Origin of the sequence: Streptomyces sp. NPDC001890, from assembly GCF_042891445.1 — a bacterium.
Classification (GTDB): Bacteria; Actinomycetota; Actinomycetes; order Streptomycetales; family Streptomycetaceae; genus Streptomyces.
In genome coordinates this window covers 74,742-94,316 of the sequence record NZ_JBIATE010000005.1, presented here as the reverse complement: position 1 = coordinate 94,316, position 19,575 = coordinate 74,742, and the positions used below count along the sequence as shown (strand labels likewise).

The 19,575-nt window shown below is 70.2% G+C and carries 23 protein-coding genes; 15 read left to right on the top strand and 8 right to left on the bottom strand.

Features of this window, described 5'->3' with window-relative positions; translation table 11 throughout:
• The first annotated feature begins 120 nt into the window (after positions 1–120).
• The 11 genes from ACFYY1_RS16895 (at position 121) to ACFYY1_RS16845 (ending at position 9,582) form a co-directional block, all read left to right on the top strand.
• Entirely contained in the window at positions 121–204 is an 84-nt protein-coding gene (locus tag ACFYY1_RS16895; RefSeq protein WP_317864749.1) for a putative leader peptide, read from the top strand.
• A 115-nt stretch (positions 205–319) separates the two neighbouring features.
• On the top strand, positions 320–2,017 hold the full coding sequence (locus tag ACFYY1_RS16890; protein WP_388585713.1) for a nitrite/sulfite reductase: 1,698 nt from the start codon (positions 320–322) through the stop codon (positions 2,015–2,017).
• Positions 2,014–2,193 (top strand): hypothetical protein, encoded by a 180-nt coding sequence (locus ACFYY1_RS16885; protein ID WP_388585710.1) that lies wholly within the window; start codon positions 2,014–2,016, stop codon positions 2,191–2,193. Before ACFYY1_RS16890 ends, ACFYY1_RS16885 begins: the two co-directional genes overlap by 4 nt.
• Complete coding sequence (locus tag ACFYY1_RS16880) at positions 2,190–2,894, top strand: phosphoadenylyl-sulfate reductase (RefSeq protein WP_388585707.1); 705 nt, start codon at positions 2,190–2,192, stop codon at positions 2,892–2,894. Before ACFYY1_RS16885 ends, ACFYY1_RS16880 begins: the two co-directional genes overlap by 4 nt.
• 23 nt (positions 2,895–2,917) lie before the next feature.
• A complete protein-coding gene (gene cysC, locus ACFYY1_RS16875) occupies positions 2,918–3,463 on the top strand; it encodes an adenylyl-sulfate kinase (RefSeq protein WP_388585704.1) in 546 nt (181 codons plus the stop codon).
• Positions 3,460–4,395 (top strand): sulfate adenylyltransferase subunit CysD, encoded by a 936-nt coding sequence (gene cysD / locus ACFYY1_RS16870; RefSeq protein ID WP_388585701.1) that lies wholly within the window; start codon positions 3,460–3,462, stop codon positions 4,393–4,395. Before cysC ends, cysD begins: the two co-directional genes overlap by 4 nt.
• Positions 4,396–5,739, top strand: coding sequence for a sulfate adenylyltransferase subunit 1 (locus tag ACFYY1_RS16865; RefSeq protein ID WP_388585700.1), 1,344 nt, complete (start codon positions 4,396–4,398; stop codon positions 5,737–5,739).
• Between the two features lie 242 nt (positions 5,740–5,981).
• Complete coding sequence (locus ACFYY1_RS16860; protein WP_388585698.1) at positions 5,982–7,097, top strand: aliphatic sulfonate ABC transporter substrate-binding protein; 1,116 nt, start codon at positions 5,982–5,984, stop codon at positions 7,095–7,097.
• A 42-nt stretch (positions 7,098–7,139) separates the two neighbouring features.
• Positions 7,140–7,931, top strand: a complete 792-nt coding sequence (locus ACFYY1_RS16855; protein WP_388585695.1) for an ABC transporter ATP-binding protein — start codon at positions 7,140–7,142, stop codon at positions 7,929–7,931.
• Positions 7,918–8,808 (top strand): ABC transporter permease, encoded by an 891-nt coding sequence (locus ACFYY1_RS16850; RefSeq protein ID WP_388585692.1) that lies wholly within the window; start codon positions 7,918–7,920, stop codon positions 8,806–8,808. Before ACFYY1_RS16855 ends, ACFYY1_RS16850 begins: the two co-directional genes overlap by 14 nt.
• A gap of 9 nt (positions 8,809–8,817) precedes the next feature.
• Positions 8,818–9,582 (top strand): sirohydrochlorin chelatase, encoded by a 765-nt coding sequence (locus ACFYY1_RS16845; protein WP_388585689.1) that lies wholly within the window; start codon positions 8,818–8,820, stop codon positions 9,580–9,582.
• A 13-nt stretch (positions 9,583–9,595) separates the two neighbouring features.
• Here ACFYY1_RS16845 and ACFYY1_RS16840 read toward each other — a convergent pair whose 3' ends face one another.
• The 3 genes from ACFYY1_RS16840 to ACFYY1_RS16830 all read right to left on the bottom strand — a co-directional run bounded on the left by ACFYY1_RS16840 (position 9,596) and on the right by ACFYY1_RS16830 (position 11,385).
• Positions 9,596–10,204, bottom strand: coding sequence for a DsbA family protein (locus tag ACFYY1_RS16840; protein ID WP_388585687.1), 609 nt, complete (start codon positions 10,202–10,204; stop codon positions 9,596–9,598).
• Between the two features lie 158 nt (positions 10,205–10,362).
• Positions 10,363–10,947 (bottom strand): TIGR03086 family metal-binding protein, encoded by a 585-nt coding sequence (locus ACFYY1_RS16835; protein ID WP_388585685.1) that lies wholly within the window; start codon positions 10,945–10,947, stop codon positions 10,363–10,365.
• 222 nt (positions 10,948–11,169) lie between these two features.
• Positions 11,170–11,385: a hypothetical protein gene (locus ACFYY1_RS16830; protein ID WP_388585682.1), complete on the bottom strand. Its 216-nt coding sequence runs from the start codon at positions 11,383–11,385 to the stop codon at positions 11,170–11,172.
• Positions 11,386–11,668: 283 nt separating this feature from the next.
• Between ACFYY1_RS16830 and ACFYY1_RS16825 the strand changes: the two genes are divergently transcribed.
• The 4 genes from ACFYY1_RS16825 (at position 11,669) to ACFYY1_RS16810 (ending at position 14,782) form a co-directional block, all read left to right on the top strand.
• Positions 11,669–12,100 (top strand): hypothetical protein, encoded by a 432-nt coding sequence (locus tag ACFYY1_RS16825; RefSeq protein ID WP_388585679.1) that lies wholly within the window; start codon positions 11,669–11,671, stop codon positions 12,098–12,100.
• A gap of 82 nt (positions 12,101–12,182) precedes the next feature.
• Positions 12,183–13,052 carry an aldo/keto reductase gene (locus ACFYY1_RS16820; RefSeq protein WP_388585677.1) on the top strand — a complete coding sequence of 290 codons (870 nt, stop codon included), beginning with the start codon at positions 12,183–12,185 and terminating at the stop codon, positions 13,050–13,052.
• 14 nt (positions 13,053–13,066) lie between these two features.
• Positions 13,067–13,942: an ABC transporter ATP-binding protein gene (locus tag ACFYY1_RS16815; RefSeq protein ID WP_388585674.1), complete on the top strand. Its 876-nt coding sequence runs from the start codon at positions 13,067–13,069 to the stop codon at positions 13,940–13,942.
• A 321-nt stretch (positions 13,943–14,263) separates the two neighbouring features.
• A complete protein-coding gene (locus ACFYY1_RS16810) occupies positions 14,264–14,782 on the top strand; it encodes a cupin domain-containing protein (protein ID WP_388585672.1) in 519 nt (172 codons plus the stop codon).
• Between the two features lie 458 nt (positions 14,783–15,240).
• On the opposite strand, the gene ACFYY1_RS16805 is transcribed toward ACFYY1_RS16810, so the two are convergent.
• The 5 genes from ACFYY1_RS16805 to ACFYY1_RS16785 form a co-directional block, all read right to left on the bottom strand.
• Positions 15,241–15,675: a DUF4440 domain-containing protein gene (locus ACFYY1_RS16805; RefSeq protein WP_388585670.1), complete on the bottom strand. Its 435-nt coding sequence runs from the start codon at positions 15,673–15,675 to the stop codon at positions 15,241–15,243.
• Positions 15,672–16,262 carry a DUF1697 domain-containing protein gene (locus tag ACFYY1_RS16800; RefSeq protein ID WP_388585667.1) on the bottom strand — a complete coding sequence of 197 codons (591 nt, stop codon included), beginning with the start codon at positions 16,260–16,262 and terminating at the stop codon, positions 15,672–15,674. Before ACFYY1_RS16800 ends, ACFYY1_RS16805 begins: the two co-directional genes overlap by 4 nt.
• Positions 16,263–16,383: 121 nt before the next feature.
• Entirely contained in the window at positions 16,384–17,586 is a 1,203-nt protein-coding gene (locus ACFYY1_RS16795) for a S8 family serine peptidase (protein WP_388585665.1), read from the bottom strand.
• A gap of 359 nt (positions 17,587–17,945) precedes the next feature.
• Entirely contained in the window at positions 17,946–18,989 is a 1,044-nt protein-coding gene (locus ACFYY1_RS16790; protein ID WP_388585662.1) for a cytochrome P450, read from the bottom strand.
• 114 nt (positions 18,990–19,103) lie between these two features.
• A complete protein-coding gene (locus tag ACFYY1_RS16785) occupies positions 19,104–19,184 on the bottom strand; it encodes a tryptorubin family RiPP precursor (protein ID WP_350985409.1) in 81 nt (26 codons plus the stop codon).
• Between the last annotated feature and the right edge of the window lie 391 nt (positions 19,185–19,575).

The window sequence follows — 19,575 nt, the reverse complement described above, 5'->3', positions numbered from 1 at the left end:
GACAGGCAGATCAGGAAACCCTCCGTGACGAGCGCCACAGCGTCTCGCATAACGGGACACTCTCGTCCACATCCTGGATAGTGGTGGACTGGCCCGAGATTCGCGTGCCACGCTTCCGCCATGCCTGGAACTGGAATTGCCTTGGTGAGTCGACGCCACGTCGACCTCGGCCGCGTGTCCAGCGCCATCTGTCCGGCGAGCTGAGAGTCCCAGCACCGCCGCGATCCCCCTTTTCTCTGCAAACCCTGCGCACCGCCGCGCCTCAGCGCGAGTGTGCAGTTCAGAGCCGCCCTCCTGCAGTCCCGAAGGACGTACTGTCATGGCCGCTACCCCGGAACAGCCTGCGACCACCACACCCCGCCGCAAGGCCGGACGCCACCGTGGTGAGGGCCAGTGGGCCGTGGGACACCACACCCCGCTCAACGGCAATGAGCAGTTCAAGAAGGACGACGACGGTCTCAATGTGCGGACACGCATTGAGACGATCTACTCCAAGCGCGGTTTCGACTCGATCGACCCCAACGATCTCCGTGGCCGCATGCGCTGGTGGGGTCTGTACACCCAGCGCAAGCCCGGCATCGACGGCGGCAAGACCGCGATCCTGGAGCCGGAGGAGCTGGACGACCGCTACTTCATGCTGCGGGTCCGGATCGACGGCGGCCGGCTGACCACCGCACAGCTGCGGGTGATCGGCGAGATCTCGCAGGAGTACGCGCGCGGCACCGCGGACATCACCGACCGGCAGAACATCCAGCTGCACTGGATCCGCATCGAGGACGTCCCGGCGATCTGGGAGAAGCTGGAGGCCGTCGGGCTCTCCACCACCGAGGCGTGCGGCGACTGCCCCCGCGTGATCATCGGCTCCCCCGTGGCCGGCATCGCCGCCGACGAGATCATCGACGGCACGCCCGCCGTCGACGAGATCCACGACCGGTACATCGGCAACAAGGAATTCTCCAACCTGCCGCGCAAGTTCAAGACCGCGATCTCCGGTTCGCCGGTGCAGGACGTGGTCCACGAGATCAACGACATCGCGTTCGTCGGCGTGGTCCACCCCGAGCACGGTCCGGGCTTCGACGTCTGGGTCGGTGGCGGACTCTCCACCAACCCGCGGCTCGCCGAACGGCTGGGCGCGTGGGTGCCGCTCGACGAGGTCCCGGACGTCTGGGCGGGAGTCGTGGGCATCTTCCGCGACTACGGGTACCGGCGGCTGCGCAACCGCGCCCGGCTGAAGTTCCTGATGGCCGACTGGGGTCCGGCGAAGTTCCGCCAGGTGCTGGAGGACGAGTACCTGAAGCGTCCGCTGACCGACGGTCCCGCGCCCGAGCAGCCCAGCAGCCGCTGGCGCGACCACGTGGGTGTGCACCAGCAGCAGGACGGCCGCTTCTACGTCGGTTTCGCCCCCCGGGTCGGCCGGGTGGACGGCTCCACGCTCGCCAAGATCGCCGACCTGGCCGCCGCGCACGGCTCGGACCGGCTGCGGACCACCGTCGAGCAGAAGATGATCATCCTCGATGTGGCGCAGGACCAGGTGGACTCCCTGGTCGCCGGGCTGGAGGCGCTCGACTTCCAGGTGCGGCCCTCGCCGTTCCGGCGCGGCACGATGGCCTGCACCGGCATCGAGTTCTGCAAGCTGGCGATCGTCGAGACGAAGGCGCGCGGCGCCGTGCTCATCGACGAACTGGAGCGCCGCCTGCCGGACTTCGACGAGCCGCTCACCATCAACATCAACGGCTGCCCCAACGCGTGCGCCCGCATCCAGACCGCCGACATCGGCCTCAAGGGCCAGCTGGTCCTGGACGACGACGGCAACCAGGTCGAGGGCTATCAGGTGCACCTGGGCGGCGCACTCGGCCTGGAGGCCGGGTTCGGCCGCAAGGTCCGTGGCCTGAAGGTCACTTCGGCCGAGCTGCCCGACTACGTCGAGCGGGTCCTGGGCCGTTTCCAGGAGCAGCGCGAGGAAGGCGAGCGGTTCGCGACCTGGGCGGCGCGGGCCGATGCGGAGTCGCTGTCATGAGCGAGCGCGCCGCACCGTTCCACTGCCCGTACTGCGGGGACGAGGACCTGCGCCCGCACGAGAGCGGCCACGGCGCCTGGGAATGCGCCTCCTGCAACCGCGCGTTCCAGCTCAAGTTCCTGGGTCTGCTGACCCGGGGACTGCGGCGCAACGACGTTGAAGGGGACGGGACATGACGGACACCCTGCAGACCGAGGAAGACCTTGAGACCCTGGCCGCGCGGGCGGGCCGGGAGCTGGAGGACGCCTCCGCGACACAGATCCTGAAGTGGGCCGCCGACACCTTCGGCGGGAAGTTCTGCGTCACCTCCTCCATGGAGGACGCGGTCGTCGCGCACCTCGCTTCGCGGGTCCTCCCCGGCGTGGACGTGGTCTTCCTCGACACCGGCTACCACTTCCCGGAGACGATCGGCACCCGTGACGCGGTCGAGGCGGTGATGGACGTCAACGTCATCACGCTGACGCCCCGGCAGACGGTGGCCGAGCAGGACGCCGAGTACGGGCCGAAGCTGCACGAGAGGGACCCCGACCTGTGCTGCGCGCTGCGCAAGGTCAAGCCGCTGCAGGAGGGGCTGACCGGGTACACGGCCTGGGCGACCGGGCTGCGCCGCGACGAGTCCCCGACCCGGGCGAACACCCCGGTCGTCGGCTGGGACGCGAAGCGGCAGAAGGTGAAGATCTCGCCGATCGCCCGCTGGACGCAGGACGACGTCGACGCGTACGTCGCGGAGCACGGCGTACTCACCAACCCGCTCCTGATGGACGGCTACGCCTCCGTGGGCTGCGCGCCCTGCACCCGCCGGGTGCTGGAGGGCGAGGACGCCCGCGCCGGGCGCTGGGCCGGCCGGGGCAAGACCGAGTGCGGGCTGCACGACTGATGACGACTGATCAGGAGACTTCGATGAGCGTGACGGAGACGGGAGCCACCATCTGGCTGACCGGTCTGCCGAGCGCGGGCAAGACCACCATCGCGTACGAACTCGCCGGGCGGCTGCGCGGCGAGGGCCACCGCGTGGAGGTGCTCGACGGGGACGAGATCCGGGAGTTCCTCTCCGCGGGTCTCGGCTTCTCCCGGGAGGACCGCCACACCAACGTCCAGCGGATCGGTTTCGTCGCCGAGCTGCTGGCGGCCAACGGCGTGAAGGTGCTGGTCCCGGTCATCGCCCCGTACGCGGACAGCCGGGACGCGGTGCGGAAGCGGCACCAGGCCGAGGGCACCGCGTACCTGGAGGTGCATGTCGCGACCCCGGTCGAGGTGTGCTCGGAACGCGATGTGAAGGGTCTGTACGCCAAGCAGGCGGCGGGCGAGATCAGCGGCCTCACCGGGGTCGACGACCCGTACGAGGCCCCCGAGTCGCCGGACCTGCGGATCGAGTCGCACCGGCAGACCGTGCAGGAGTCCGCGGCGGAGCTGTACGCGCTGCTGAGCGAGAGGGGTGCGGCATGACGACCGTCGCGACCGTGCCGGAAGGCACCGACAATCCGTACGCCCTCAGCCACCTGGACTCCCTGGAGTCCGAGGCCGTGCACATCTTCCGCGAGGTGGCGGGCGAGTTCGAGCGGCCGGTGATCCTTTTCTCCGGCGGCAAGGACTCCATCGTGATGCTGCATCTGGCGCTCAAGGCGTTCGCGCCCGCGCCGGTGCCGTTCACCCTGCTGCACGTCGACACCGGGCACAACTTCCCCGAGGTCCTGGAGTACCGCGACCGCACGGTGGCCCGGCACGGGCTGCGGCTCCATGTCGCCTCCGTGCAGGAGTACATCGACGCCGGGAAGCTCCGCGAGCGCCCGGACGGCACCCGCAATCCGCTGCAGACCGTGCCGCTGACCGAGGCGATCCAGCAGCACCGCTTCGACGCCGTGTTCGGCGGCGGGCGCCGCGACGAGGAGAAGGCGCGCGCCAAGGAGCGGGTCTTCTCGCTGCGCGACGAGTTCTCCCAGTGGGACCCGCGCCGCCAGCGCCCCGAGCTGTGGCAGCTGTACAACGGCCGGCACGCCCCCGGTGAGCACGTCCGGGTGTTCCCGATCTCCAACTGGACCGAACTGGACGTCTGGCAGTACATCGCCCGCGAGGGCATCGAGCTGCCGCAGATCTACTTCGCCCACGAGCGCGAGGTCTTCAACCGCAACGGCATGTGGCTCACCGCCGGCGACTGGGGCGGCCCCAAGGACCACGAGAGCGTCGAGACCCGGCAGGTGCGCTACCGCACGGTCGGCGACATGTCGTGCACCGGTGCCGTCGACTCGGACGCGACGACGCTGGACGACGTGATCACCGAGATCGCCGCCTCCCGGCTCACCGAGCGGGGCGCGACGCGTGCCGACGACAGGATGTCCGAGGCCGCGATGGAAGACCGTAAGCGCGAGGGGTACTTCTAAATGACCACGCACACCCGGCACGCAGAGCAGTTGTCGACCACCACCCTGCTGCGGTTCGCCACCGCGGGCTCCGTCGACGACGGCAAGTCCACCCTCGTGGGACGTCTGCTGCACGACTCCAAGTCGGTCCTCACCGACCAGCTGGAGGCCGTCGAGCACGCCTCGCGCAACCGGGGCCAGGAGGCGCCCGACCTGGCGCTGCTGACCGACGGGCTGCGGGCCGAGCGCGAGCAGGGCATCACCATCGATGTCGCCTACCGCTACTTCGCGACGCCGCGCCGCCGGTTCATCCTGGCCGACACCCCGGGGCACGTGCAGTACACCCGGAACATGGTGACCGGCGCCTCGACGGCCGAGCTGGCCGTCGTCCTGGTCGACGCCCGCAACGGCGTCGTCGAGCAGACCCGCCGGCACGCCGCCGTCGCCGCGCTGCTGCGGGTGCCGCACGTGGTGCTGGCCGTCAACAAGATGGACCTGGTCGACTACGCGGAGCCGGTGTTCGCCGCCATCGCCGAGGAGTTCACCGCCTACGCGGCCTCGCTCGGCGTCCCGGAGATCACCGCGATCCCGATCTCCGCGCTGGCCGGTGACAACGTCGTGGAGCCGTCCGCGCACATGGACTGGTACGGCGGCCCGACGGTCCTGGAGCACCTGGAGACGGTGCCGGTCAGCCATGACCTCACCGCCTGCCACGCCCGCTTCCCGGTCCAGTACGTGATCCGGCCGCAGACCGCCGAGCACCCCGACTACCGGGGCTACGCGGGCCAGATCGCCGCCGGAGCGTTCCGGGTGGGCGAGGCCGTCACCGTCCTGCCGTCCGGCCGTACGTCGACGATCGCCGGGATCGACGCGCTCGGCGAGAGCGTGGACATCGCCTGGGCGCCCCAGTCGGTGACCATCCGGCTGGCCGACGACATCGACATCTCGCGCGGCGACCTGATCGCACCGGCCGCCGACGCGCCGGCCGTCACCCAGGACGTCGAGGCGACCGTCTGCCACGTCGCCGACCAGCCGCTCTCCGTGGGCCAGCGGGTGCTGCTGAAGCACACCACCCGCACGGTCAAGGCGATCGTCAAGGACATCCCCTCGCGCCTGACGCTCGACGACCTGTCCCAGCACCCGGCGCCCGGACAGCTCGTCGCCAATGACATCGGCCGGGTCGTCGTCCGTACCGCGGAGCCGCTCGCGCTCGACGCGTACGCCGACTCCCGGCGCACCGGATCGTTCCTGCTGATCGACCCGGCGGACGGCACCACACTGACGGCCGGCATGGCGGGCGCCTCGTTCGCCGCCGCGGCCGAGCCCGGTGCGGCGGCCGCCGACGACGCCGAATGGGACTTCTGATGACCATCGACATCTTCTCCACGTTCGCGAAGGAGGGCGGCCGCATCGGCAGCGGCGCCCTCGGCAGCGGCCAGGGCGGGGTCGCGCGATGTGCGCGATGACGTACGCGCACTGCCTGCGCGCCCACTCGCTCCAACCGCACCGCCAGTTCAGACGTAGACCTGCCGACCTCCCGGCCGCGTCCCCGTAATCGGTCATCGATCGGGGCGCGAGGACCGGGCCGACGAGAGGAAGAACCTCCCGTGTCTGCCCCCCGTACCACGCCGCGCCGCGCCCTCGCCGCCGTCGCCGCCCTGCCGCTGCTCGCCCTGGCGCTCACCGCCTGCGGCTACGGCTCCGAGGCGAAGAAGGACGACGTCAAGGCGGCGGACGCCCCGGCCGGCGGCAAGAAGCTCTCCACGGACACCGTGAAGATCGGCTACTTCCCCAACCTCACCCACGCCACGGCCCTGGTCGGCATCCAGGAAGGCATCATCGCCAAGGAGCTCGGCTCCACCGCGGTCAAGCCGTCGACGTTCAACGCCGGCCCGTCCGAGATCGAGGCGCTCAACGCGGGCTCGATCGACATCGGCTTCATCGGCCCCTCCCCCGCCATCAACGGCTACACCAAGTCCAAGGGCAAGAGCCTGCGGATCATCGGCGGTTCGGCGTCCGGCGGGGTGAAGCTGGTCGTCAACCCGAAGAAGATCAAGACCCTGGACGACCTCAAGGGCAAGAAGATCGCCACCCCGCAGCTCGGCAACACCCAGGACGTGGCCTTCCTCAACTGGATCTCCGAGAAGGGCTGGAAGGTCGACGCCAACAGCGGCAAGGGCGACGTCTCCGTGGTCCGTACGGACAACAAGGTGACTCCGGACGCCTACCGTTCGGGCTCCATCGACGGTGCCTGGGTGCCCGAGCCGACCGCCTCCAAGCTGGTCGCCCAGGGCGCGAAGGAAATCCTGGACGAGTCGACGCTCTGGCCGGACAACAAGTTCGTGATCACGAACATCATCGTGTCGCAGGAGTTCCTGACCGAGCACCCGGACGTCGTCGAGGCGGTGCTGCGCGGCACGGTCGCCACCAACGCCTGGATCAACGCCAACCAGGACAAGGCGAAGGCCGCCGCGAACACCGCGCTCAAGGAGCTGAGCGGCAAGGCGCTGCCGGCCGAGATCCTCGACCCGGCGTGGAAGTCCGTCCAGTTCATCGACGACCCGCTGGCCGCCACGCTCGACGCCGAGGCCCAGCACGCGGTGAAGGCCGGTCTGCTGGAGCAGCCGAACCTGAAGGGCATCTACGACCTGAAGCCGCTGAACAAGATCCTCAAGGCCGCGGGCAAGCCCGAGGTCGCCGACGCCGGTCTCGGCGTCAAGTAAGCGCGCCCGGCACCCGAACAGGATTCCCAGGAGGTGACGACCATGGCGACCAGCACGCTCACCAAGGCCGAGGACCGCACGGCGGTCGGGCACGCCGCCCGTATCGACCACGTCTCGAAGTCCTTCGGCGGACCGGAGGGGCAGCAGCTCGTTCTGGACGACATCACACTCGATGTCGCTCCCGGCGAGTTCGTCACCCTCCTGGGCGCCTCCGGGTGCGGCAAGTCGACCCTGCTCAACCTGGTGGCCGGACTCGACCGCCCGACGGCGGGGTCCATCGAGACCCCCGGCGGGCGGCCGGCCCTGATGTTCCAGGAGCACGCCCTCTTCCCGTGGCTGACCGCGGGCAAGAACATCGAACTCGCGCTGCGGCTGCGCGGCGTCCCCAAGTCCGACCGCCGCACGGAGGCGGAGCGGCTGCTCGAACTCGTACGGCTCGCTGGGGCGCACGGGAAGCGGGTGCATGAGCTTTCGGGCGGTATGCGGCAGCGGGTGGCGATGGCCCGCGCGCTCGCCCAGGACAGTCAACTGCTGCTGATGGACGAGCCGTTCGCCGCTCTCGACGCCATCACCCGGGACGTGCTGCACGACGAGCTGACCCGGATCTGGCGCGAGACGAACGTCTCGGTCCTCTTCGTCACGCACAACGTGCGCGAAGCGGTCCGGCTCGCCGAGCGGGTGGTCCTGCTCTCGTCGCGGCCGGGCCGGATCGCCCGGGAGTGGACGGTCGACATCGACCAGCCGCGCCGCATCGAGGACACCGCGGTGGCCGAACTGTCCGTAGAGATCACCGAACAACTGCGTGGGGAGATCCGCCGACATGGCCAGCACTGAGACCGCCGCCAAGGACACCGCCCAGGACCTGGCGGGCCTGGAGGCGGGGCTGGACGCACTCGACGCGGTGCGGGTGAGCCGGACCCCGGTCCGCGAGGTGCTGGTGCGCAAGGTGCTGCCGCCGGTCGTGGCCGTGGTCCTGGTGCTCGTCGTCTGGCAGATCCTGATCTGGGCGAAGGTCACCGACGACTACAAGCTGCCCTCGCCGTCCCTGGTCTGGAGCGAGGTGACCGACGCCTGGGCGCAGGGCACCCTGCTCGGCTTCATCTGGACCAGCGTCTCGCGCGGTCTGCTCGGCTTCCTGCTGGCGCTGGTCATCGGCACTCCGCTCGGACTGCTGGTGTCGCGCGTCAAGCTGGTGCGCGCGGCGATCGGCCCGGTGCTCTCCGGGCTCCAGTCGCTGCCCTCGGTGGCCTGGGTGCCGCCCGCGGTGATCTGGCTGGGGCTCAACGACAAGATGATGTTCGCGGTGATCCTGCTGGGGGCGGTCCCGTCGATCGCCAACGGCCTGGTCTCGGGCGTCGACCAGATCCCGCCGCTGCATCTGCGGGCCGGGCGCACCCTGGGCGCCACCGGGCTGCGCGGCACCTGGCACATCGTGCTGCCGGCCTCGCTGCCCGGCTATCTGGCGGGCCTGAAGCAGGGCTGGGCGTTCTCCTGGCGTTCGCTGATGGCCGCCGAGATCATCGCCTCCTCGCCCGATCTGGGGGTGGGTCTGGGCCAGTTGCTGGAACAGGGCCGGGAGACCAGCAGCATGTCGATGGTGTTCCTCGCCATCATCCTGATCCTGACCGTCGGCATCGCGATCGACCTGCTGATCTTCAGTCCGCTGGAGCGGTGGGTGCTGCGCGGCCGCGGCCTCCTCGTCAAGAACTGAGTCACGACCATGACCGCTCCGGTGCTCCTCGTCATCGCCCACGGCAGCCGCGACCCACGGCACGCGGCGACCGTCCACGCGCTCACCGCGCGGGTACGGTCGCTGCGGCCCGGGCTGCGCGTGGAGACGGGTTTCCTGGACTTCAACGCCCCGTCGGTGCCGAGGATCCTGGAGCGCCTGGCCGCGGGGTCGACGGGGGACGTCATCGCACTCCCCCTCCTGCTCACCCGGGCCTTCCACGCCAAGTCCGACATTCCCACGGTGTTGCACGAGGCCCGGACCAGGCTGCCCCGGCTGCGGGTGCGCCAGGCCGAGGTGCTCGGCCCGTCACCGCTGCTGAACTCGGCGCTGGAACGGCGGCTGCACGAAGCCGGGATCCGTCCCGGTGACCGGAGCTCGACCGGGCTCGTCCTGGCCTCGGCGGGCTCCACCGACCCGGAGGCGATCGCAGTGATCGCTGAAATCGCGCGGGAGCTGCGGCACACCGGTTGGTGTTCCGTGCGGCCTGCGTTCGCCTCCGCCACCTCTCCCGCGGGCTTCCCCCGCACCGAGGACGCGGTCCGGGCCCTGCGGGACGAAGGCGTGCGCCGGGTGGCGGTGGCGCCGTACGTCATCGCCCCCGGCCGGCTCCCGGACCGGATCGCCGCGGGGGCGGCCGGAGCGGACGTACTGGCCGATGTACTGGGCCCGGCCCCGGAGTTGGCGCGGCTCCTGCTGGCCCGTTACGACGAGGCCCGCCGTCCGGCGGTCCGCCCCGCCGCACTCACCGGGTAGCTCGGCGGACCGGTCACCCCACGTCCAGGCTGCCCGTACGGGTCCGCTTGAGCTCGAAGAGATCCGGGTTCCCGGCGAGCACCCGGAAGCTGTCGAAGAGGCGCCCGGCCTCCTCGCCGCGCGGTGCCGCCCGCAGCACGGGCCCGAACCACACCGCCCCGTCGACATGGATCGTGGGCGTACCGACGTAGCCGTCGGCCTCCGGGTCCTTGCCGGCGTCGTGGCTGCGCCGCAGCGCCTCGTCGTACGCCTCCGAGTGCGCGGCGGCGGCGAGTTTGGCGGGCAGGCCGAGCTCCGCGAGGGACTCGGCGATCACCTCGTCGAAGTCCTCGTTCTTCCCCCGGTGGATGCGGTCACCCATCGCGGTGTAGAGATCGCGGAGCACCCCGTCGCCGTGGGCCTCGGCCGCCGCGACCGCGACCCGCACCGGGCCGATCGACCTGTCGACCAGGTCCCGGTACCAGTCGGGGAGTTCATTGCCGATGTTGTGCAGGTGGAGACTCATGACGCGGAAGCGGAGATCGATGTCGCGCTGCTGCTCCACCTCCAGCATCCAGCGGGAGGTGATCCAGGCGAACGGGCAGGCCGGATCGAAGTAGAAGTCGACGGTCGTTGTGTCCATACCCCGACCCTAACCAGGCAGTGGCACCACCCTTCGGGCCATTCACCGCCCATCCGACTGGGCCACTTCTCAGCCTCTGCGTCCACTGCTCCGGCAGCCGCGAGCTCCTGGACGTCGCCACCCTGCTCTTCCACCGGCAGGGCCGGGCCATGTCCGGATCAGGCTCCGGTCCACTGCGGGTCGCGTCCGCTGTGGGCCAGTGCCTGCTCGAAGACCGACGCCGACGCGGGCACCGCCACCTCGTCGGCGAAGCCGTCGTACTGCCGGTAGAGCGCGGCCATGCCGTCGACGATGCCGAGCACATGGGCAGCCGCCTCCTGGGAGATCCGGAACTCCTCCCCGACGGCACGGGCCACGTCCCATCCGTGCAGGGCCGTCTCCGCGATGAGCATCGCCGCGATCTCGGAGGCCGCGGAGGCCGACCCCCCGAGGTCGATCTCCCCCTCCCAGACGTCCGGGTCCGCCCAGGCGGCGACGGCGCGGTCCAGTTGCTCGGCGTACTGCCGCGCCCAGTCGGCGTCGGCGGTGAAGTCCCGGCCGGAGAGCTCCTTGGGGAGTTCCTTGCGCAGGGCCCGGTGCTCCAGGCCGTGGGAGGTGTACAGCACCCAGTGGTTGACGAGCCCGCGCACGTCCCAGTCACCGCAGGGCGTGTTCGGCGCGTCGAGTTGCTCGGCGCTGATGGAGCGGGCGATACGGGCCGCCTCGGCGGCGATTTCGGTCATGTGCGCGTGCTCGTTCTTCATGCCGCCCAGGCTAGGACCGTGCCCCGCAGCCGGATTGAAGAAAAGCGACACCTCCGAAACCGGTCCGGCGGGGTGTCCGGGTGCGTGACGGGCCCGGCCGCCGAGTGCGCCGGGGCAGTGCGTCGACCTCCATGCATCCGGGTGGCTGGGTGTTCCCGCAGCCCCAGCACGTCCACCAGCCACCGACGTTCTGACTCATCTGGTTGCCGCATTTGGCGCACTTCATGGTGCCGTCCTCTCTCGCGGGTGGGTGGGGCCGAGACGGACGCGGTGCAGACGTTCCGTCACGCTGTCGGCGGATATCGCCTGCCTGCCGGAGCGCGGGCGGTACGCGTCGGCCCGGCCGGGGTTCGCGGCCCGGCGGCGCTCCGGTGTCCGGTACCGGATGATGCGCACCCGCCCGCACGGGTCGGCCTCCAACACCTTGATCGTCGTCATCGCCATCGCGGGTACGCCCCCGTCGCAACCAGTGAGTTCAGTACGGTTGACCGTAGGGATGGCGTGTGCGTACGCACCAGCAAAGGGCAGTTATGCAGCACACACTTCCCTCGTTAGGGATGCTCGGCGCACGCGGCCTTGACGGGCCGCGCGGGGAGAGCTCGTGGCGCGAGGCTTCAGCTGTTCGTCATCACACCGACCGCCGACCGCCGTCCGCCGTCCACGCATCCGGTCGCGCTCGTACCGTTCCGCCGGTCGAATCGATCAGCACTCCGGAGGGAACATGCGAGACCGCGTACGGATCGCCTGCCGCGCGGCGGCGGTGGCCATCGCGTTGGCGGCAGCGGGTGGATCCTTCGCCGTCCCGGCGGTTGCCGCGCCGACGGCTGCCGTGCCGGCCGGGATCACGCAGACCGCGGCGGCGCCGGCGCCGACCGGTCCGGCGTACGGCTATGACGCGGCCACCGAGCTGGTGACCGTCAGGTGGGATCCGAAGGATCCGGACGACACCGTGACGACCGGCTATCGCGAGGGGAGTTGCAGCGGGCCCTCGGCCGCCGACGGGCCGTGCTTCGTACGGGCCTCGGGGCCGCTGCTGACCGGCAGCTCGTTCACGTCCCGCCTGGCCGCGGGCCGGACGTTCTCCTTCCGGGTGTACGCCGAGAACGCGGCGTACCAGAGGACCGGATCGGTGATCCTCACCGTCACCACCTGAGGCGGCCCGGCACAGGACCGGAGGGTCGGACGTGTCCTGGTCGGCTGATCACCGTGCGGGGGCACGGTTCTAGGATTGCGGAATGCCTTCCACGCCACGGCCACTCGACGATACGTTCCTGCTCGGCGGCGACGTGCCCGTACGCCGGCTCGGCTACGGCACCGCCCAGCTGACCGGCCCCGGATACTGGGGGCCGCGCGGCAAGCGGGAGGATGCCGTGGCCGTGCTGCGGGAGGCCGTCGAGCAGGGGGTCACCCTCGTCGACACCGCCGACAACTACGGGCCGGGGCTGGCCGAGGAGCTCGTCGCCGCGGCGCTCCACCCGTACCGCGACGAGCTGGTGATCGCGACCAAGGGCGGTGTGGTGCGCACGAGCGACGACGCCTGGCACGTCGCGGGGCGTCCGCAGGAGCTGCGGGCGATGTGCGAGGCCAGCCTGCGTCGGCTGCGGACCGACCGGATCGACCTCTACCAGCTGCATCGGCTCGACCCGGAAGTACCGATGGCCGACCAGTTGGGCACTCTGGATGCGCTGAGGCAGGAAGGTAAGATCCGGTACATCGGTCTGGACACCCTTACCGCCGACCAGCTGGAGCAGGCCCTCTCCCTGACCGGGATCGCCTCGGTGCAGAACCGGTTCAATCTCCTCGACCGTTCGTCGGACGCGGTACTGAAGGTGTGCGAGGCCCACGGCCTGGCCTTTCTGCCCTGGTTCCCGCTGGCCAACGGCGCTCTGACCGGCGACTCGGCCGCAGCGCTCGCCGCCGTCGCCGACCGGCACGGTGCCACCCGCGGGCAGATCGCCCTCGCCTGGCTGCTGCACCGGTCCCCTGTGCTGTGCCCGACTCCGGGCACCGGTTCCACCGTCCATCTGGCGGAGAACCTGGGGGCCCGGGAGATCCGGCTGTCCGCCGAGGACCTGAGCAGCCTGGAGGCGCTCGCACCCGTATGAAGGAGTACCCGCACATGACCGCGTCCCGTTCCACCGCACCCGCTGCCGCCACCGGCCCCGTCGTCGCCGGTGTTCCCGCCCCGGCCCCCGCTCCCGCCGTCCCGGTGATCCGGGCCGACGGTGTCTCGCTCGTACGGGAGGGCAATACGCTGCTCGACTCGGTCTCGCTGACCGTACGCAGCGGTGAGCACTGGGCACTGCTCGGCGCCAACGGTGCAGGGAAGAGCACGCTGCTGGGGCTGCTCGGCGCGGTCGGTCACCCCACCCGGGGGTCGGTGGAGGTGCTGGGACGTACGCTCGGCCGGGTCGATCTGCGGGAGCTGCGGTCGCTGCTCGGGCATGTCGATCCGCGTCATCCGCTGCGCTCCCCGCTCTCGGTGCGCGAGGTGGTGCTGACCGGCCTGACCAACTCGGTCGAGCCGGTGCCGCGCCGGTCGGTGAGCGAGGAGCAGCGGGACCAAGCGGAGCGGCTGCTGAAGATGCTGGGCATGGGCGGCAAGTCGGGGTCGCGCTGGCCGGCGCTGTCGCAGGGCGAGCGGGGCCGTACGCTCATCGCCCGCGCGCTGATGCCGCAGCCGCGGCTCCTGCTGCTCGACGAGCCGGCCACCGGTCTGGATCTTGCCGCGCGTGAGCAGTTGCTCGACAGTCTGGACGTGCTGCGCGAGGAGCATCCGGAGCTGGCCACGGTCCTGGTCACCCATCACCTGGAGGAGCTTCCGGCGTCCACCACGCATGCGCTGCTGCTGCGGGGCGGCCGGTGCCTGGCCTCGGGTCCGGCGGACGAGGTACTGACCACGGACCGGGTCAGTGACTGTTTCGGGCATCCGGTGACGATCTCCCGCACGGACGGCCGCTGGGCGGCGCGGGCGCAGCGCTTCGTCCGTTCCTGAGGGCGCGTCCACGGCGACAGCGCCCAGGACGGAACGCACCGGTCGGAAAGATCAACCGAGCCAGTCTGGCCATCCCCTGACCGGCGAACCCCGCGCGGTCTCCCACTCAGAGCGCCGCCTGGGCATCGCGGCAGCGGTGGGGCGGCAGAGCGCCGCACACGAACGTCACGCCTGGCAGCCCTACGGCCCACCACCCAGCCCTGCAGTACCTAGGTCCCCAGCCTTCGGCCCGGGCCAACCCAGGACCAGCCGCAAGCCCGATGCCACCTTCTGGAGGCGGAAGCCACCATGCTGGTGGAGACCTGCCAAAAGGAGCGCATCATGTCGTACCCGGAAGACCTCAAGTACCCGGAAGCCCGCTACCACGGCAACGAGGGCGAAGTGAACGCGGCCTTCCGCCCGGCCGACACCCCGCCGGACATCTCCTCACCCGGCGCCTCTACCCACTACCTCGCCACCAACGAGTCGACCGGCGGCGAGTTCGGTCTGTACAAGGTGGAGTTGGGCGCACGGTCCGCTGGAGCCAAGACCCACTTCCACAAGGCGATGTCGGAGTCCTTCTACATTCTCTCCGGCGAACTGGAGCTCTACAACGGCGAGAAGTGGGTCACGGGCCGCGTGGGCGACTTCCTGTACGTACCGGTCGGAGGCCTCCACGCCTTCAAAAACGTGACCGACGAGCCCATGTCCATGCTCATGCTCTTCTCCCCCGGCGCCCCACGCGAGGAATACTTCGAGCGGGTTGCGGATATGGCACAGCGCGGTGGCGAGGAACTGAAGCAGTTTCGCACCCGGCACGACAGCTACTTCCTGGAAGACTTCGAGTCCGGGAAGGAGTAGTTCGGGGCCGCTGCAGGACTACCGCTCCCCCGCCCCGATGGCCACCACCAGGGCTCGCCCGGCCTGTACGAGTTCGCCAACAGTGTCTCGCAACTGCGGGACTGCTGCAGGATCGGGTGGAGCGCAGCATTTGCATGGGCCAGGCGCCACACGGGTGCTGCACGGTCAGCAGGCCGGCCCCGGCCGGTGCAGCACTGCCGGCTGCTGCACGCTGCACGGGATCTGCTGCAACCAGTCGGCGTCCGCTGCTCCAGGGCCGGGAAGCGGGGGCCACGGGCCCGTCGCGGCGGCTGCATGAGATCGCAGATCTGCGATGTTCCGAACGAGATCCATGCACGGCTGCTGCATGCAGCGCCGTAGGTCGGAGCCTGCTGGCCTACGGCGCTGTTCGGTGGCGCTGTTTGTTCTGGAGAACCAGAACAAACCGGTTCGCCCAACGAGCTCGTGCATGGTTGGGGTCAGGGCGTGGCTCCGTCGGGGCCGGTGTGTGCGGTGTCCGTGGTGGCCGTGGTGTCTGCCGTGTCCGCGGTGCCGCCGAAGGATGTCGCCTGGTGGAAATAGAGTGTCCAGCCCTCCTCGGCCAGCCGCCACACCGAGCTGCGGTGGGCGAGGTGTCCCTTCGTCTCGGTGTCGTAGGTGAGGTGGACGAGGTCGTGGGCGAGCTGGATCCCGGTCATCCGGGACGCGGTCATCTGGCCGGGGCGCGGGGCGTCCGACGCGGTGAGCGAGGCGATCATGGTGTCGCGGTCCCAGACCCGGCCGGACGAGTCGATCTCGCGGTAGTCCGGGTGCAGCACCTGGGAGAGGAGTTCGGCGGAGGCGCGCACGGCCGGGTCCAGGAGGCGCAGCTCGCCCTCGACCGCGGCGGCCACACCGGGTGACGGTTCGGTCATGCCGGAGCTCCGTCGTGTGCGGGTCCGGCATGTGCCGCCTCGGGCGGTGCGGTCATCCGCACCAGCGCTTCCACGGTGTTCCAGTTGCGCGAGGTGGCGACGAGCCCCTTGGTGACGGAGGTGCGGGACAGTGCGTCGGCGAGCTTCGAGCGGCCCAGTCCGTCGGGGGCGTAGAGGTAGAGCGCGCGGTCGCCGAGGCCGAATGCCTCGGGGAGGAAGGCCGCCGCGTCGATCCCGGCGAAGCGGTCGGCGTCGACCGGCTGGTCGTAGTACGTGATGTGGAGCTGCCTGCCTTCGAGTTCGGTGGCCGGGAACGGGCAGGCCGCCGCGACGGCCGCCAGGTAGTCGCCGTCCCTGACCAGGCAGGGGACGGGGAAGCCGAACCGTTTCTCGATCGCCTGCTCCAGTTCGGCGGCGAGGGCGTTCTCGTCGTCCGACGCGCTGCTGAAGACGGCGTTGCCGCTCTGCAGATGGGTGCGGACGTCGCCGTGTCCCAGTCCGGTGAGCAGTGTGCGGAGTTCGGCCATCGGAACCCTCTTGTGGCCGCTCACATTGATCCCGCGCAACAGCGCCGCGTACATCGTCATGGGCACACCATAGGACGATCTCCCAGCACGGAGCGGCCGCCGCGCCCCGTGGGGGAGGGCGCGGCGGCCGCCGATTCCGTTGTGCCGGGCATCCCTCGCCCGGTCACGGCTGCGGGGTCGGTTACTCGACGACCTTCAGCAGCTTGTTGGGGGTGCCCTCGGTCGCGTTGGAGATCGCGTCGGGGGTGGCTCCGTCGGTCAGCGCGGTGGCGACCTCCTCCGGAGTGGCGTCCGGGTGGCCGGCGAGGTAGACGGCGGCGGCACCGACGACGTGCGGGGTCGCCATGGACGTACCGGAGATGGTGTTGGAGGCGTCGTCGCTGTCGTTCCAGGACGAGGTGATGTCCGAGCCCGGGGCGTAGATGTCCACGATCGAGCCGTAGTTGGAGAAGTCCGACTGCTCGTCGTCCACCGTGGACGAGGCGACGGTGATGGCCTCGGGGACGCGGGCCGGGGAGCTCTCGCTCGCGTCGGCCGAGTCGTTACCGGCGGCCACCGCGAAGGTGACTCCGGAGGCGATGGCCTTCTGGACCGCGGCGTCGAGCGCCTCGTCCGCGCCGCCGCCGAGGCTCATGTTGGCGACGGAGGGGCCCTCGTGGTTCTCGGTGACCCAGTCGATGCCGGCGACGACCTGCTCGGTGGTGCCCGAGCCCGAGTCGTCGAGCACCCGGACGGCGACGATCTTGGCCTTCTTGGCCACACCGTAGGTCGCACCGGCGATGGTGCCCGCCACGTGGGTGCCGTGGCCGTTGCCGTCGTCGGCGCTGTCGTCGTTGTCCACGGCGTCGTAGCCCGAGCTGGCCCGGCCCTCGAACTCGTCGTGCGTGGTGCGGACACCGGTGTCGATGACGTACGCGGTGACGCCCTCGCCCGCGCTGTCCGGGTAGGTGTACGCGTCGTCGCCGGCCGTCTCGGTCTGGTCGATCCGGTCCAGGCCCCAGGACGGCGGGTTGTCCTGGGTCTCGTCGATGTGGAACTTCTTGTTCTGGACGACCTTGGACACGGCCGGGTCGGCCGCCAGGCGCTTGGCCTCGGTGAGCGAAAGGCCGCTGGCGGAGAAGCCGTTGATGGCGGAGCTGTAGTTGCGCTTCAGCTTGCCGCCGTACTCCTTGGCGAGCTCCGCCTTGTCGGCCTTCTCGTCCAGCATGACGATGTAGCTGCCCGAGACGGCGTTCGCCGCGTCGGCGCCGTAGACGACGCCCATCGCGGGAGCGGGAGTGGCGCCGGCGAGCGAGGTGTTGAGCAGGGTGACTCCGGCGGCCGCGGCCACCGCGGTTATCGCTGCGGTCAGCTTGAACCGGCGTGCGCGCTTGTGAATTGCCATGAAGAGGGGTCTCCTCGTCATTCTTTGTGGGGGGATTGACCCCCGGCCGGAAGATCTCCGGGGGTTGGCTCGAAACCCTCGCCGATTGACGCGCCCAGATCAAGACCTTCATGCGGCTGTGACTTACTCAACAAAGTTTCGTAATAAAAATCCGGCCAGTCGCGCCCAAGTCGGGCGCCGGTGCCGCAACATCCGCAGCGGGCACCGGGGTTACTGCCCGACCGGCACACTTCGCAGGCGGGAAGACGGCCCCCGTCCGGCCACCCGGCCGGACGGGGCGGCGGCCGAATTCCACCCCCGTGTTCACAGAGCCCTCACGCGGTCACCAAATTGAGGTCGGGGCCGGTCGGCCCGTCGCGTCAGGGGCGGACGACCCGGACGTCGGCGACCCCCATCAGTCCGGCGAGCGGCACCTTCGCCGCGGTCTGCTCCGGACTCACCGTCAGACCGTCGCCGCGCAGCATGTCGAGCAGCATCTCGGCGAGCGGCATCACCATGTGCCGGCCCCAACAGCGTTCGGAGGCATGACCGAAGGGGAGGTAGCCGGGCTGGTCGTCGGGGTCGAGGCCGTCCCAGCGCTCGGGGCGGAACTCGTCGGGGTCCTCCCACAGCGCGGGGTCGCGATGGCTCAGCAGCGGCAGGAGCAGGACGTCGTCGGCCGCGCCGATCCTTGAGTCCAGGGCCGGGTACTCCGGTGACGCCCTGCGCAGGATGTTCCAGGAGGGCGGCAGCAGCCGCATGGCCTCGTACAGGATGTTGTGGTTCGAGGTGTCCTCGTCGAAGGGCGAGCCGAGCCAGAGCGCGTTGGCGACGAGCGTGGAGACGGTGAAGCAGACCGGGGCCGCCGCCCGCCGGTAGAGCCCCATCGCATAGCGGCGGTCGCCGTAGTTCGCCGCCTCGGCGGTCAGGCCCGCGATGGCGGAGACGGGGGCGCCGGGCCGGAGCCGGCCGGGCAGTGCGGCACCCGCGGCGATGACCGTCCAGGTGAGCTTGGGCGTCAGCTCCAGCGCGCGGTCCATGAGGATGCGCAGCCGGTACGGGTCGCCTTCGAGGACCAGGTCACGCAGGAACACATGGCCGACGTGCGGCCATTCACCGGACAGGTCGACCGTTCCGACGGGCTTCTTCAGCGCCTTGCGGACGTCCCGGCCGATGGCCTGCATGACCGTGGACGCCTCGGTGCGCGGAATGGACCGCCCGTGCAGCGGCTTGAACGTGGGGCGCTCGACCTCGGTGGCCGGCCTGGCGGCGAGGATCCGGTCCGTCAGCTCGGCCCCGGCGACGCCGACGGTGCCGGGGTCGAGACGGAAGACGTCCTCACCCCGGTGATCTCGCAGGAGCGCCTGGAGTCTCGGCGCGAAGACGACGTCCCGGGCACGGCTGCCGGTACCGGACATGTACATCGGTGGTCTCCAAGAGGCGGGAAGGGCCCGCGCCCGGCGGGCCGATGAGGCCTGGCCGGACACGGGCCCGAATCGACTGACCGTGTCCCTCGAAACGACGGACCGTCTGTCGGCCTAGTACCAGTGGTACCAGGCGTACGCCTTCAGGCTCTTCTCCGGCGTCATCTTGTCCTTGAGCAAGAAAAGGAACTTCATAACAGCACCTCCATCTTTTACTCTGAATTTGCATTCCGACGTGCATGAGTTGAGCCGTTCGCGACACCAACCCCCACTCAGGGTCGGGAATTCGGTGCCGCTCACCGCCGAAAGGAGTGAAGCCCAGCGGGAAAGGAATTGTCAATGACTTCTTTTCGAGGAAAGCGGAGGGGGGTTCAGCTTTCTACAACCTTCCGAAGGGTGCGGGGACTTCGGGACCAGACACCGTGCCACCAGGAAGGACGTGGGTCCATACCGGTACGGGGCGCCCTGACACAAGGGCCTGAAGAGGCCGATTCACGCCATTGAATGTCTGAATCGCCGACGTTGAAGAATGCGGCGGATCGAGGCCGGTATCCGCATGCGATTTCCCGGATACTTTCGGTTACCC